The sequence below is a fragment of the Rhodanobacter ginsengiterrae genome (assembly GCF_050026815.1).
Taxonomy (GTDB): domain Bacteria; phylum Pseudomonadota; class Gammaproteobacteria; order Xanthomonadales; family Rhodanobacteraceae; genus Rhodanobacter; species Rhodanobacter ginsengiterrae.
Genome location: NZ_JALBWO010000055.1, coordinates 262,864 through 276,178 on the forward strand (window position 1 = coordinate 262,864; position 13,315 = coordinate 276,178).

The window sequence follows — 13,315 nt, forward strand, 5'->3', positions numbered from 1 at the left end:
GACGTAGATGCGTGCTTCACGACTATCCGTACTGGTCGCCGGGCTGTGCCTGGCGTTCGCCGCGCACGCGGCCGACACCGATACCTGGAAGCTGCCGGTCGCGGTGAAGAAACTCGACAACGGTCTCACCGTGGTGGTTTCCGAGGACCACAGCTCGCCCACCGTCGGCATCAGCATGGTCTACCACGTCGGCATGCGGCTGGAACCGCAGAACCGCACCGGCTTCGCCCACCTGTTCGAACACCTGATGTTCGAAGGCACGCCCGACGCGCCCAAGGGCAGCTTCGAGCGCGTGATCCAGGGCGGCGGCGGCGTGTTCAACGGCTCCACCCGCGCCGACTACACCAACTACATCGCCTCCGCGCCGTCGTCCGCGCTGGCGCCGATCCTGTGGATGGAAGCGGACCGCATGAAGTCGCTCGACTTCAGCGCGAAGAACCTCGCCAACCAGCAGAACGTGGTGAAGGAGGAGATCCGCGTCAACGTGAAGAACCAGCCCTATGGTCTGTTCTTCTGGACCGATTTGAACAAGCTCGCGTTCGACAAGTGGGCCAACAACCACGACGGCTACGGCTCGTTCAAGGACCTGGATCACGCCAGCATCGCCGACGTGAAGACCTTCCATGACACGTTCTACCAGCCAGCCAACGCGGTGCTCGGCATCGCCGGCGACGTCACTCCGGAGCAGGCCTTCGCGCTGGCGCAGAAATATTTCGGCAGCCTGCCCGCCCGCGCGTTGCCGCCGCGGCCGGACGTCAGCGAACCGCTGAACACCAAGTCGCGCCATGCCGAGCAGACCGATGCACTGGCCAAGGTGCCGGCACTGGCGATCGGCTGGAAGATGCCGGCGCGCGGCAGCAAGGACCAGATCCCGATGATGGTGCTGTCGCAACTGCTGGTCGGCGACGATGCGTCGCGTTTCTACCAGGGCCTGGTCAAGGGCCGCGAGTTGCTGCTGAACATCAACGGTGGCATGAACTTCCCGCTCGGCGACGGCAGCGACTACGCCGGCCCGACCCTGCTGGGTCTGTTCGCGCTGTACAAGCCCAACGCCACGCCGGACCAGGTGCTGGCCGCGATCAATCAGGAGATCGGCAAGGTCGCCAGCGACGGCGTCGACGACGCCACCCTGGCGCGGGTGAAGACCAAGATGCTGTCGGACTGGTACGGCGGGCTGGAATCCTTCCTCGGCCGCGCCGACACGCTGGCCAAGCTGCAGACGCTGTGGGGCGACGCCAACGTCGCCAACCGGATGCCCGGCTGGATCGAGGCGGTGAGCTCCGACGACATCAGGCGCGTCGCCCGCACCTATCTCACCGATGCCAACCGCAGCGTGATCGTGCGTCGCCCGGTCGCCGCGCCCGCTCCCGCCGCCAAGACATCCGCCAAGGCATCCGCCAAGTGAGGACCGCCATGAAGACGAACATTGCATTCAAGACGCTCGCCATCGCACTCGGCCTGGCCCTGGCCGGTATCGCCCAGGCCGCCACGCCGCTGCCGAAGGACCTGCCCGCCTACGGCCCCGCCAAGCCGCTGCCGACCCCGCAGATCGCCCAGCGCACCCTGCCCAACGGACTCACCGTATGGGTGGTGCCACGCGACGGCCTGCCCAAGATCGACGTGGCGCTGTCGGTGCTCGGCGGCACCGCTGCCGACGCCGCGGCCACGCCGGCGCTGTCGCGGATGATGGCGGGCCTGCTCAACGAAGGCACCGCCACTCGCAGCTCGCGCGACATCGCCGAGGCGCTGCAGGCGATTGGTGGCAACTACAGCGCCAGCGCGAGCGACGACTCGGTCAACATCCGCGCCAGCGGCTTGTCCTCGCATGCGTCGACACTGCTGGAACTGGTTGCCGACACCGCCCTGCACCCGAGCTTTCCGGCGAACGAGGTGGTGCTGGCCAAGGCCAACGCGCTGCAGTCGCTTAAGTTGCAGGAGTCCGATCCGGACTGGCAGGCACAACGCGCCTTCGGCCACGCCGCCTACGGCGACCATCCGTACTCGCGCGACTCGCTCAACGAGGCCAGCGTGCAGGCGGCCTCGCCCGATTCGCTGAAGGCACTGCACGATGCGCGCTTCCGGCCGGATCGCGCCCTGCTGGTGATCGTCGGGCGGATCGGCGCGGACGAGGCGTTCAAGCTTGCCGAGCAACAGTTCGGCGGCTGGAAGGCCAGCGGCACGGCGCTGGCTGATACCGCGCCGGCCCCGCGCACCGCCGCACCGCAACGGTTGCTCGTGCCGCGTGCCGGCGCGGTGCAGAGCAATATCCGCTATGGCCGCCCCGCCGTGCCCGCCAGCGATCCCGACTACATCCCGCTGACCGTGGCCAACACCATCCTCGGCGGCGGCTTCACCAGCCGCATCACCCAGGACATCCGCGAGGACAAAGGCTACTCGTACAGTCCATGGTCGCGGTTCAGCGCCAACCGCGTCGGCGGCAGCGCGCTGGCCAGCGTCGACGTGCGCAACGAAGTCACCGGCGCCACCCTGGCCGAGTTGACCAAGCTGTACGACGGCATGGCCAGCCAGCCGGCCAGCACCGAGGAACTCACCGGCGCCAAACGTCTGGTCGGCGGCATCTACCTGCTGCGCAACCAGATCCAGGGCGCACTGACCGCCACCCTGGCGAACTACTGGGTCGACGGCCTGCCGCCGAGTTTCCTCGGCAGCTATGTCGCCGAAGCCAACAAGGTGACGACGGAACAGGTGCAGGCGATGGGGCGCAAGTACTTCGCCGCGAAGGACCAGAGCATCGTGATCGTGGGCGACCCCAAGGCGATCGACGCACAACTGAAACCGTACGGCACGTTCACCGTGTTCAAGCCTTGAGCGAGCGGTGCCGCGGCGCAATCGCCGCGGCACCGGCATTACGGCAGCGGCAGGACGTGCTTCCCGCGGATCACCGCGGCGACCAGGGGGATGATCTGCACCGCGTCGCTCAACGAGCGTACGACCACGACTGCATGCGCCCGTCCTTGTATGGCATCACGCCATGGAACGGGCGCGGGTCGGCATCAAACACCAGCGGCAGGAAGTGGCGATCGCCCTCCCACATCGGCAGGGTCAGCAGCCGCTCCAACGCGACCCACTCCAGCGTGCCCTCGACGTTGTGCATGAACGGCGTGCCGCGGTAGCTCTCGATCATGAAGATGAAGCCCAGCCAATCCTCGCCGTGCTTGCCGAAGCCGGGCCAGTTCAGCGTGCCACGCAGGCGCATCGACTCGCACTCGATGCCGGCCTCTTCGCGGATCTCCCGGCGCATGCACGCGGCGACATCCTCGCCGGGCTCCATCTTGCCGCCCAGTCCGTTGTACTTGCCCAGGTGCTGGTCATCCAGCCGCGCGTTGCGATGGATCATCAGCACTTCGCTGCGATCGGGCGACAGCACGTAACCGAGGGTTGCCACTATCGGGGTATAGGGCATGGGCGGACACCGGCAAAAATCCGAGTTTAGCGGCTGACGATCTGCCGCGCAGGTATCTCACCGGGCTTGCACCCGCGCGACAGGGCGGCGACCATCGGCACATGCCATTTTTTCCCCCGCGTCCGCCCCGCTCCGCCTGCGTCCGTCGACTGCTGCAACTGTGGCTGCCGCTGGCGTTGCTGCTCGTTGCACCGGGATGCACACCCACGGCGCAAGCCCTGGACAGCGGCGAGATCGCCTTCGAAGGGCAGAACTACCGGGTCGTGCATGTCGACCTCAAGCGCGACACGCTGTCCTTGCACTGGCGCGACCCTGCCAGCGGCCAGCCTTTCGGCAGCATCGAGACGTTGCGCCAGTGGAGCGAGGCACGTGGCCAGCGGTTGTTGTTCGCTGCCAATGCCGGCATCTACGACCACAAGTTCGCCCCGCTCGGGCTGTACGTGGAGAACGGCAAGACCGTGGTGCCGCTGAACCTGGCGCATGGCAACCCGGCATCGGGCAATTTCTCGCTGCTGCCCAACGGCGTGTTCGTGGTGTATCCCGACGGCCGCGCGGCGGTGCGCACCAGCGCCGCGTTCAAGGCCGACGACAAACGCGCGCAATGGGCCACCCAATCCGGCCCGATGCTGCTGATCGACGGCAAGCTCAACGAGCAGTTCATCGATGATTCGTCCAGCCTGAAATGGCGCAGCGGTGTCTGCGCAAAAACGCCGACCGAGGTGGTGTTTGCCGTGAGCGAAGCACCAGTGAACTTCCATGTGTTTGGACGTCTGTTCCGCGACAAGCTCGGCTGTCGCGATGCACTGTATCTCGACGGCAGCATTTCGCAGCTGTATGTCGACGGACAGGGCTACGCCGGTGCGCCGGCGTTCCTGGTCAAACCCTACGCGGGCATCTTTGCCGTGTTCGCCAGGCCATGAGGCTGCGTAGCCGGCAAATCCTGCGCATTCTGCTGCTGACCCTGTCGGTACTTTTGCTGGTGGTGCTCGCAGCTGGCTGGTACCTGTTCAGCGGCAGCCAGGCCCGGCTCGACGGCACGCGCCAGACAGCCGGCCTGAGTGCTCCGACCAGCATCGCCCGCGACGCGCTGGGCACGATCACCATCGAGGGCAAGAAGCGTACCGACATCAGCTATGCGCTTGGCTACGTCCATGCACAGGAACGCTTCTTCGAAATGGATCTCATGCGTCGCATGCCGGCGGGCGAATTGTCCGCGCTGGTCGGCCCGGCCGCGCTGAAGCTCGATCTCAACCATCGTCGTCATCGCCTGCGCGCCGTGGCCGCGGCAGCCTACGCGCAGATGGAACCGCAACAGCGGCACGAACTCGACCGCTACCGTGATGGCGTAAACGCCGGCTTGGCCGACCTGCGCGTGCGACCGTGGGAATACCTGCTGCTGGGCAGCCGGCCGCAACCGTGGCGTTCGGAAGACAGCGCGCTGGTGATCGCCGCCATGTACCTGGACTTGAACGGCGACGGCCGCAACGAACGCGAACTGCATTTGGCCCAGATCCGCGCGGTCTTGCCCGCTCCGCTGGCGGATTTCCTGCTGGCGCCCGATCCGGACTGGGAGGCGCCGCTGAGCGGTCAGCTGTCGCGTTCACCGGTGATTCCCGGCGCGCAGGTGTTCGACCTGCGCCAGCTCGCGCCGGCTGCCGCTTCGCCGGCCGCGCTCGCCGCCGCGCTGGTGCCGGCACTGGATGCGCCGCGGCCGGGCAGCAACAACTTCGCCGTTGCCGGCAAGCTCACCGGCAACGGCGCGGCGATGCTGGCGAACGACATGCACCTGGGCCTGCGCGTGCCGAACATCTGGTTCCGCACCCGCCTGCGCTATCCCGATGCCAGCGCACCGAACGGCCAGCGCGACGTCAACGGCGTCAGCCTGCCCGGCACGCCGGCGATCATCGTCGGCTCCAACGGCCAGATCGCCTGGGGCTTCACCAACAGCTACGGTGACTGGCTGGACTGGGTACGCGTGCTGCGCGACCCGGCCGATCCGACCCGCTACAAGGTGCCGGACGGCTGGGCCTCGATCGACACCCACGACGAACACATCCGGGTGAAGGGCCAGCCCGACACGATTCTGAAAGTCGAAGATACCCGCTGGGGTCCGATCATGGGCCGCGACATCGACGGCACGCCGCTGGCGCTGGCGTGGATTGCCGACCGGCCACGCGCGTACAACGTCGAGCTGATGCAACTGGAGCAAGCCGGCAGCGTGAGCAAGACACTGGAGCTGGCCCCCACGCTGGGCATGCCGCCGCAAAACCTGCTGGTTGCCGACAGCGCCGGCAACATCGGCTGGACCCTCGCCGGCAACAGCGTTCCGCTGCGTGCAGGCATCGATCCGCTGCGGCCATCGGACTGGTCGAAACCCGGCAGCGGCTGGCAGGGCTGGGCATCGCCCGCGCGCTATCCGCGCATCGAAAATCCGCTCGACGGAAGATTGTGGACGGCGAACAACCGCACGGTCGATGGCGCAGCCCTGACCCTGCTCGGCAACGGCGGCCACGATCTTGGAGCGCGTGCGCAGCAGATCCGCGACGACCTGCGCAGCCGCGCCGGCTTCACTCCCGGCAACCTGCTCGACATCCAGATGGACAACCGCGCGGTGTTCCTCACCCGCTGGCAGCAACTGCTGCAGCAAACGCTGGCCGGCAACCGCGAGCCGGCGCTGCAGCAGCTGCGTGAGCTCACGGCCTCATGGCGCGGCCGCGCCGCTGTCGACAGTGTCGACTACCGGCTGGTGCGCGCGTTCCGCAACAAGGTCGGCGAAGCCGTGCTGGCACCGTTCGCCGCCCGCGTGAAACAGCGGTACGCGGATTTCAGCTGGCCCGGCGAGAACAGCGCCGAGGCTGCCGTGTGGGCGTTGATCCAGGCGCGGCCGCCGCACCTGCTCGATCCGGAATATCCCGACTGGCACGCCCTGCTCGTCGCCGCCGCGAAACAGGTTGCCGGCGAACTCGGCCGGCAACCCGGCGGCCTCGCCGCGCGCCGTTGGGGCGAGCGTAACCGCACCGCTATCCGCCACCCGCTCTCCGCCGCGCTGCCGCACTGGCTGGGCCGCCACCTCGACATGCCCGACCAGCCCTTGCCCGGCGACAACAACATGCCGCACGTCGCCGCACCCGGCTTCGGTGCCTCCGAACACCTGGACGTATCCCCTGGCCACGAGGCCGACGGCGTCCTCAACATGCCCGGCGGCCAGAGCGATCACCCGTTGTCGCCCTATTTCGGTGCGGGACACCAGGACTGGGTTGCCGGACGACCGACACCGTTGTTGCCTGGCGACAGCCAACACACGCTGATCCTGCAGCCGGCATCGGGTCAGGCGCCGACAGCAGCTAGCTCGCGCGGTGCAGCAACGGATTGATGCCATCGCGCAGGCGCCGGACGATGGCGCTGCCGCGGGTGCGAATGGTGAGGTGCGGGTCGCCGTGTCCGGCCAGCTCGATCACTGCCAGCATGCGCTGCAACGGCAGCCACGTACGCCACCATTGCAGCAACACCAGCAGCATCGCGCACAGCCCGAAGCCGGCCACACCAGCCAGCCACGGCAAGGCCGCACGGTTGACCGGGAGGCCTTCCTGATCGGGACCGATCGCCACCAGCGCCGCACGCCCACCGGACGCCTTCAATGGCGTCACCCAGGCATCGGTCGCATGCTGACCATCCGTCAGCTGCAGCGTTTCGCCCTTGTTGCCGGACACCGCCAGCACACCGGCAAGCTGCGCAGACAACGCCGACCCGGTCCAGCCCAGGCCGGTGGATGGCGGCAGCGCGGCGCCGGGCGCGGGCGCCATCAGCAAGGCCACGTCAGTGTGCGCGATGCGACTGATCGCGATGGCAAACGCATCATCCACGCGGCTGGCGGCAAGCAACAGGCCCTGCAAGGCACCACCACGCAACAACGGGCTGATCGATACCCAGTACAGCTGGCCGTGGTCCACCCACATGCCCTGCTGCGCCTGGAGGTGGCTGATGGTGGCGGCGACCAGCGGGTCACGCTGGATGCTGGCCGGCTCCTTCAGCAGGACCCCCGATGCGGCAACCTTCCGACCTTGCGGGTCAAGCACCATGGCGATGTCGTAGCCGTGGCGGCGATCCTTCAGCAGGTCGCTGATCGAAGCACTGTCGACCGCGCCACCCAGTTGCGGGGTGGGAATCAGCGATTGCGCCACGTAGTCGACAAAGGCGGGGTCCTGGGCCAGCAGGTTGGCGCGCAACTGCAGTTCGGAGAGTCGATTTGCCTCGAGTTCGCGTTCGACCGTGGCTGCCACGCGCAGTCGATCCCGCGACTGCTCGCGCGTGACGTGTTGCACCTGCCAGACGACGCCGGCTGCTGCTGCCACGACCAGCAGCGCCACCGTGGCCGTGCCCAGCAACAGAAACCGACTGGCCGGTTTCATCGCGTGCCACCGGCGTTGAGTGCCGTGGTCAGCCGCGGCCGCATCGCGACGATCTGCTGGTTCACTGCACCAGTCACCGGCAGGCTGAGCTTCTGGCTGACCGGTTGCGCGCGCGGGTTCCAGAAGTGCAGCGTGCCCGGACCCGCCGGCAATCCGCCCAGGGTGAAGTTGCCGTCGGCGCCCACCTTGGCCATGTGGGCGGAGGGCACCACCAGGACGTCCAGCTCCATCGAATGATGGACGTTGCAGCTGACCAGCACGATGCCGGCACGACCGAACGCATGATCGGCCTTCTCGCCGGAGCCCTGATAGCCCAGGTCGAAGGCCGCGCCGGGCGTCACCGAGAATACGTTGTGGCGCACATCGTCAAGATTGACAAAGGTGACCGTGCTGCCCAGCGGCACGGCCAGCGCCTCGGGACTGAAGTCGCGGTTGTGCGTATACACCGTGTAGCGACCCGGCCTGGCGCGGCTGCCGCCCTTGTCCGGCACGAAGTAGACCACGGTGTCGGCTTGCTCGCCGGCCGCGATCTGCTGACCTCGTGCCGCGGTCAGCTCCACGTGACCGCTTAGCTGCAGTGTGGCCGGGGCTGTCACCGTCGCCGGACCAGCCTTCCTTGCCGAAGCGATCTTCGGCGTGGAGTGAACTGCTGCCGCCGGGTGCGGCGCTACCGAAACCGGCGCCTGCTTCGGCGACGCGGCCACAGGCACCGGCGCCTCGGCAGGCGGCGCCGGCTTCGCTGCTGGCGCCACCTTCGGCATCGCTTTCATGGGCGGCGTTGGCGCTGTGGGTGCGACGATCGGCGCGATGGAGCGCGGATGCGGTGGTGCCATGCTGCATGCGCCGAGCAACAGCAGCACGCCGGTCAAAGTCATGCGATACGTGTACATGCGACCCCCTGAGGTCAGTCAATTGATCTGCGCCATCCGAAAAATCCGGATGGCGTCCTGCGCAGGCACGGCGTGGCGTGCGGCACCGTCCCGAAGAACGGCTATCTGGTGATCACGGCCGGATGCATCGGCGCCAGCTTCGCCAGCAGCTTGTTCTGCGCGCGGAACGGCACGTTGCTCTTGTCCATCGCGGTCTGCAGGTCTTCGACCAGCGCATTGAATGCCGCACGGTTGATGCCGAGGTTGCGATGCACCTTCTCCATGTCCTTGCCGGTGTACGTGCACGGTCCATCGAGAATCACGCAGAACTGGTCGACCAGTTCGGCCTTGATGTGCTCGCGATCGGTATCGGCGAAGTACGGACGCGTGCGCGGATCCGCCATCAGGTTGTCCATGAAGTCATTCATCAGCGTGACCAGCCCCGGCTTGCCGCCGAACTGGTCGAACACCGGCTTCAGTGCGGGATCGCGCGGAGCGCTGGCGGCCATCGCCGCGGACTGTTGCGGCATGGCTGTGCCGTCCTGCGCCCATGCGGCCTGACTTAGCAGGACAGCAGCGGCAAGCGTGGCGATTTTCAGGTGGTGCTTGAACATGGGTGTACTCCCAGTGGGGCTGAGGTGGCAATCAGGAAGGCGCACAGTCGCTCAGAAGCCGACCTGCACCGACGCATACACGCCGCGTTGCCGATCCTTGATGACGATGTTGCCGAGGTCGGCGTAGGCAAGGGTCAGCGAGACATGCTTGTTGGGTGCCCAGGCGACGAAGGCGTCGTACCAGTCGTCTTCCCTGGCGAGCCCGAGGTTGTCCGGCTTCTGCCGGTACTCCGCGCCAATCGCCCAGTGACGGCTCAACAAATAGGCCACCGAGGCCTCGAACTCCGGCTTGTAGGCGTTGTTGCGGTCACCACCAAAGCCGAGAATCCCGATCTGGTTGGCCTTGGTGAAACGCACCGTGCCATTGACCAGCAGGCTCTGGGCGAGGAACAGCTTGGTCGCGGTGATGTAGTAGTCCGTGCCTTGCGAGCGTTTCGCACCGACGAACTTGACCACGCCGTCCTGGTTGTTCTTCTTGTACTGCGCGCCGATCGACAGCTGCGGCAGCCAGCTGTCCTGGTCGAGCACGACATCGCCAAGCAGGCGCACCTTCACGCCGACAATGTCCTGCCTGAAGGTGAAGCCCTCGCCCAGCCCCAACGCCGCGCCGACCTTCTCGGTATTGAAGCGCTGCTGCGCGAACGACAGCTCGACCCGGTTGTACAGGCCCACCATCGCGCCAGCCGCATCCACGTGGTAGTCCGGCAGGTTCACGCGCGTGTAGAAGGCGTTGGCGCCGATCTCGTCGCGCGTGCCATAGCCACCGATCACCGCCCATGGCGTGAGACCACCGCCCGCCGAGCCTTCCAGTTGGGACACGCCGCCAGTCAGCAGCAGCTTGTTGCTCGTCGTTGGCCCACCGGCATCGCTGCCGGTGGCCGTGGCGACGGCCGATACCATGCAGCCGCCCAGGGCCAGCCCGATCAGCCCGGCGATCCGCGTCTTGCCATTGCTACGCATTGAAACTCCCCTCGCAGACGGCGCGATATGCACCAGTGGGAAGAGCTACGAGCCATGTTGAAAAAAAGATGCAAATCATCTTCTTCAGCCTTGCGGCCAATCTCCGGCCTCGATTTCGACTTGAAGGCATCCATTCCGTCCGCTGTCACGTACGCACAACGCGGCCGCCCGCAAGCCAACCGGAGGCACGCCTCTTCACACGGCTGAACCGGGCCGGCCACCCTGCCCGGCGCCACCCGGCCCGGCGCAGCACCATGACTACAGGATGGTTCGAACATGATTGCCAGCAGCCCCGCCGAACGAGACGAGCTGAATCAGCTGTTGCAGCAATCCGGTCGCAACGACCAGAAGGCATTCGCCGAGTTGTACAGACGCACCTCTTCCAAGCTGTTCGGCGTGTGCCTGCGCATGCTGCGCGATCGCGGCGAAGCGGAAGAGGTGCTGCAGGAAACCTATGCCACGGTGTGGCGGCGCGCCTCCAGCTTCGATGCCGGCAAGGCCAGCGCGATCACCTGGCTGGTGACGCTGTCGCGCAACAAGGCGATCGACCGCCTGCGCCAGCATCGCGAGGAGCTGATGGACGATCCGTCACGTCTGGACGAAATCGTCGATGAGCAAGCTACCCCCGCCGCCGATGCCCAGACCAGCCAGGAGTACCGGCAGCTTCAGCACTGCCTGGATGAGCTGGAACCGCAACAGCAAAGTTCGGTGCGTGAAGCCTTTTTCAGCGGCGCTACGTATAACGAATTGGCGACACGCTGCAAGGTGCCGCTCGGAACCATGAAAAGCTGGATTCGCCGCAGCCTGATGCAGCTCCGCACGTGCCTGGACTCATGAACAAGCCCACCGACGACAACAACCACAACCTGCGCTACGCCGAATACGTGCTTGGCGTGCTGGATGCCGACACACGCGCCGAAGTGGCGCGCGAAATGCTGGTTTCCGACGAAGCCGCCACTGCGGTGGCGCTGTGGCAGCGCCGGCTGATCCCGCTGGCCGACAGCGTGACCGAGGTTGCGCCAGCCCCTTACGTGTGGGCACGCATCCGGGACGCGCTGCAGCTGGATGCACCGATCCGGGCGCGGGCGCCCGGAAGGCTGTGGAACAACCTGCCGCTCTGGCATTGGCTCGGCATCGGTGCCAGCGCCATCGCCGTCGTCTTGCTCGTGGTGATGGCATTGCCACGCACGCCGCCGACACCCATCGCGGCCACGGTCGCCTACATGGCCGCGACCATCCAGCAGGACAACGGCAGCACCGGCTGGACCGCCACCGTGGATCCGCAGCACGCGCGCATGGTGGTAGTGCCGGCAACGCCGGTGGCTTTCGCGCAAGGCCGCGCAGCCGAGCTGTGGTTGATTCCGGCCGGTGGCAAACCGATTTCCGTCGGCATGATCGCGCGCAACCGCCCCACCAGCTTCACCCTCGATCCGGCGCTGGTGGCGCGCCTCGGGCCGACTGCCACCCTCGCCGTTTCGGTGGAGCCGACTGGAGGTTCGCCCACCGGCCAGCCGACCGGTCCGGTGATTGCCAAGGGGGCGATCAGTGCTGCGCCGGATGCCGGCGGCAAGGTGACCATCCGCGCCAGCACGCCACCGGATCGAACCATGGCCTGAACGGAAAGCCATGGCGGATCCTTGCCATGAAGCTGTCGGCGTGATCAGCGAAAAGGGCTTCTGCAGCACGCGATACACCGGCGCCTGCAGCGCCGACGGCAGCGGCGATGGCGCGTAACCGGTGATCAGGATCACCTTCCGTTCCGGACGCCGCGTCTTGCCGATCCGCCTGCAGGCAGCCGTCGCAGGCCGGCAAAGCCGGCAGGACGCGGCGATCAGACGGCAGCCAGCAGCCGCTGGCAGATGGCACGGTACAGCGCTGGCAACCGCTCCAGTTCCGCCATATCCACGCACTCATCCACCTGGTGGATGGTGGCATTGACCGGGCCGAGCTCGACGACCTCGGCGCCCAGCGGGGCGATGAAGCGACCGTCGGAGGTACCGCCGCCGGTGCTCTGTTCGGGGTCGATGCCGCACAGGTCGCGGCAGACAGCCACGACGGTTTCGCGCAGCGCGCCGCCAGGCGGGGTGAGGAACGGTTCGCCGGAGAGGTTCCAGTCGAGCGTGAAGTCGAGGCCGTGCCGATGCAGGATTGCCTCGGTGCGCGCGCGAAGGTCGTCGGCACGGCTGGCCGTGCAGTAGCGGAAGTTGATCTGGGCGGTGAGTTCACCGGGGATCACGTTGTTCGCGCCGGTGCCGGCATTGAGGTTGGAGAACTGGAACGAGGTGGGCGGGAAGTCGCCGTTGCCCTCGTCCCAGCGCTCGGCGGCCAGCTCGGCCAGCGCAGGGGCGAAGGCATGGATCGGATTGAGCGCCTTTTCGGGATACGCCACGTGACCTTGCACGCCGCGCACCACGAGCATGCCGGAGAGCGAGCCGCGGCGGCCCACGCGGATCAGGTCACCGAGTCTCTCCCTGGCAGACGGCTCGCCCACCACGCACCAGTCGATCCGCTCGCCGCACGCGCGAAAGTGCTCGACCACCCGACGCACACCATCGAGATTGGTCGGCCCTTCCTCGTCGCTGGTCAGCAGCAGGGCCAGGCGACCGCGATGATCCGCATGCGCCGCCACGAACTGCTCCAGCGCCACGACCATCGCCGCCACCGAACCCTTCATGTCGGCCGCGCCACGGCCGTATAGACGTCCATGGCGGACGGTCGGCTCGAACGGCGGACTTTGCCATGAGGCTTCCGGGCCGGTGGGCACCACGTCGGTGTGACCTAGGAAAGCCAGCGTCGGGCCAGCGCCGCCGTGGGTGGCCCACAAGTTGTCCACCTCGCCGTAACGCAGGTGCTCGATGCGGAAGCCCGCCCGCGCCAGCCGTTCGCCGATCAGTGGCAGGCAACCGGCATCGTGCGGCGTCAGCGAACGACGGCGGATCAGGTCACAGGTGAGCTCGAAAACGTCGGACATGGCTACTCGCGAAACGCGATACTGGGGCGATGGCAAAGCATACCAAGCGTGCCTGCCCGGTCGTTCAA

The 13,315-nt window shown here is 67.0% G+C and carries 12 protein-coding genes; 6 read left to right on the top strand and 6 right to left on the bottom strand.

Annotation, left to right across the window (positions count from 1 at the left end; all coding sequences use genetic code 11):
• Positions 1 to 7 precede the first annotated feature (7 nt).
• Together ACQGNJ_RS12400 and ACQGNJ_RS12405 are read left to right on the top strand one after the other, a co-directional pair.
• Positions 8 to 1,405, top strand: coding sequence for a M16 family metallopeptidase (locus ACQGNJ_RS12400; RefSeq protein ID WP_426689554.1), 1,398 nt, complete (start codon positions 8 to 10; stop codon positions 1,403 to 1,405).
• Positions 1,406 to 1,413: 8 nt separating this feature from the next.
• Positions 1,414 to 2,829: a M16 family metallopeptidase gene (locus ACQGNJ_RS12405; protein ID WP_426689555.1), complete on the top strand. Its 1,416-nt coding sequence runs from the start codon at positions 1,414 to 1,416 to the stop codon at positions 2,827 to 2,829.
• Between the two features lie 109 nt (positions 2,830 to 2,938).
• Here the strand turns inward: ACQGNJ_RS12405 and ACQGNJ_RS12410 are convergent, their stop codons facing one another.
• Positions 2,939 to 3,424: an NUDIX hydrolase gene (locus ACQGNJ_RS12410; protein WP_426689556.1), complete on the bottom strand. Its 486-nt coding sequence runs from the start codon at positions 3,422 to 3,424 to the stop codon at positions 2,939 to 2,941.
• Positions 3,425 to 3,525: 101 nt separating this feature from the next.
• Between ACQGNJ_RS12410 and ACQGNJ_RS12415 the strand changes: the two genes are divergently transcribed.
• Together ACQGNJ_RS12415 and ACQGNJ_RS12420 are read left to right on the top strand one after the other, a co-directional pair.
• Complete coding sequence (locus ACQGNJ_RS12415; RefSeq protein ID WP_426689557.1) at positions 3,526 to 4,344, top strand: phosphodiester glycosidase family protein; 819 nt, start codon at positions 3,526 to 3,528, stop codon at positions 4,342 to 4,344.
• On the top strand, positions 4,341 to 6,797 hold the full coding sequence (locus ACQGNJ_RS12420; RefSeq protein WP_426689558.1) for a penicillin acylase family protein: 2,457 nt from the start codon (positions 4,341 to 4,343) through the stop codon (positions 6,795 to 6,797). The genes ACQGNJ_RS12415 and ACQGNJ_RS12420 overlap by 4 nt, the downstream gene beginning before the upstream one ends.
• Here ACQGNJ_RS12420 and ACQGNJ_RS12425 read toward each other — a convergent pair.
• The 4 genes from ACQGNJ_RS12425 to ACQGNJ_RS12440 all read right to left on the bottom strand — a co-directional run bounded on the left by ACQGNJ_RS12425 (position 6,769) and on the right by ACQGNJ_RS12440 (position 10,276).
• Complete coding sequence (locus ACQGNJ_RS12425) at positions 6,769 to 7,833, bottom strand: hypothetical protein (protein ID WP_426689559.1); 1,065 nt, start codon at positions 7,831 to 7,833, stop codon at positions 6,769 to 6,771. The two genes, ACQGNJ_RS12420 and ACQGNJ_RS12425, sit on opposite strands and share 29 nt — an antisense overlap.
• Positions 7,830 to 8,723: a cupredoxin domain-containing protein gene (locus ACQGNJ_RS12430; RefSeq protein WP_426689560.1), complete on the bottom strand. Its 894-nt coding sequence runs from the start codon at positions 8,721 to 8,723 to the stop codon at positions 7,830 to 7,832. The genes ACQGNJ_RS12425 and ACQGNJ_RS12430 overlap by 4 nt, the downstream gene beginning before the upstream one ends.
• 101 nt (positions 8,724 to 8,824) lie before the next feature.
• The gene (locus tag ACQGNJ_RS12435; protein ID WP_426689561.1) at positions 8,825 to 9,316 is read right to left on the bottom strand and encodes a group I truncated hemoglobin; all 492 of its coding nucleotides are present in this window, start codon (positions 9,314 to 9,316) and stop codon (positions 8,825 to 8,827) included.
• A gap of 51 nt (positions 9,317 to 9,367) precedes the next feature.
• On the bottom strand, positions 9,368 to 10,276 hold the full coding sequence (locus ACQGNJ_RS12440; protein ID WP_426689562.1) for a DUF3034 family protein: 909 nt from the start codon (positions 10,274 to 10,276) through the stop codon (positions 9,368 to 9,370).
• 276 nt (positions 10,277 to 10,552) lie between these two features.
• On the opposite strand from ACQGNJ_RS12440, the gene ACQGNJ_RS12445 reads away from it, so the two are divergent.
• Both ACQGNJ_RS12445 and ACQGNJ_RS12450 read left to right on the top strand, forming a co-directional pair.
• Entirely contained in the window at positions 10,553 to 11,113 is a 561-nt protein-coding gene (locus ACQGNJ_RS12445; RefSeq protein WP_426689563.1) for a sigma-70 family RNA polymerase sigma factor, read from the top strand.
• A complete protein-coding gene (locus ACQGNJ_RS12450; RefSeq protein WP_426689564.1) occupies positions 11,110 to 11,892 on the top strand; it encodes an anti-sigma factor in 783 nt (260 codons plus the stop codon). Before ACQGNJ_RS12445 ends, ACQGNJ_RS12450 begins: the two co-directional genes overlap by 4 nt.
• Positions 11,893 to 12,107: 215 nt before the next feature.
• Here ACQGNJ_RS12450 and dapE read toward each other — a convergent pair whose 3' ends face one another.
• Positions 12,108 to 13,247, bottom strand: a complete 1,140-nt coding sequence (gene dapE, locus ACQGNJ_RS12455; RefSeq protein WP_426689565.1) for a succinyl-diaminopimelate desuccinylase — start codon at positions 13,245 to 13,247, stop codon at positions 12,108 to 12,110.
• Positions 13,248 to 13,315 lie beyond the last annotated feature (68 nt).

Excerpts from the sequence above, each read along its gene's own strand:
- ACQGNJ_RS12400 (WP_426689554.1), top strand. The coding sequence starts at position 8 with ATGCGTGCTTCACGACTATCCGTACTGGTCGCCGGGCTGTGCCTGGCG.
- ACQGNJ_RS12405 (WP_426689555.1), top strand. The coding sequence starts at position 1,414 with ATGAAGACGAACATTGCATTCAAGACGCTCGCCATCGCACTCGGCCTG.
- ACQGNJ_RS12410 (WP_426689556.1), bottom strand. The coding sequence starts at position 3,424 with ATGCCCTATACCCCGATAGTGGCAACCCTCGGTTACGTGCTGTCGCCC.
- ACQGNJ_RS12415 (WP_426689557.1), top strand. The coding sequence starts at position 3,526 with ATGCCATTTTTTCCCCCGCGTCCGCCCCGCTCCGCCTGCGTCCGTCGA.
- ACQGNJ_RS12420 (WP_426689558.1), top strand. The coding sequence starts at position 4,341 with ATGAGGCTGCGTAGCCGGCAAATCCTGCGCATTCTGCTGCTGACCCTG.
- ACQGNJ_RS12425 (WP_426689559.1), bottom strand. The coding sequence starts at position 7,833 with ATGAAACCGGCCAGTCGGTTTCTGTTGCTGGGCACGGCCACGGTGGCG.
- ACQGNJ_RS12430 (WP_426689560.1), bottom strand. The coding sequence starts at position 8,723 with ATGTACACGTATCGCATGACTTTGACCGGCGTGCTGCTGTTGCTCGGC.
- ACQGNJ_RS12435 (WP_426689561.1), bottom strand. The coding sequence starts at position 9,316 with ATGTTCAAGCACCACCTGAAAATCGCCACGCTTGCCGCTGCTGTCCTG.
- ACQGNJ_RS12440 (WP_426689562.1), bottom strand. The coding sequence starts at position 10,276 with ATGCGTAGCAATGGCAAGACGCGGATCGCCGGGCTGATCGGGCTGGCC.
- ACQGNJ_RS12445 (WP_426689563.1), top strand. The coding sequence starts at position 10,553 with ATGATTGCCAGCAGCCCCGCCGAACGAGACGAGCTGAATCAGCTGTTG.
- ACQGNJ_RS12450 (WP_426689564.1), top strand. The coding sequence starts at position 11,110 with ATGAACAAGCCCACCGACGACAACAACCACAACCTGCGCTACGCCGAA.
- dapE (WP_426689565.1), bottom strand. The coding sequence starts at position 13,247 with ATGTCCGACGTTTTCGAGCTCACCTGTGACCTGATCCGCCGTCGTTCG.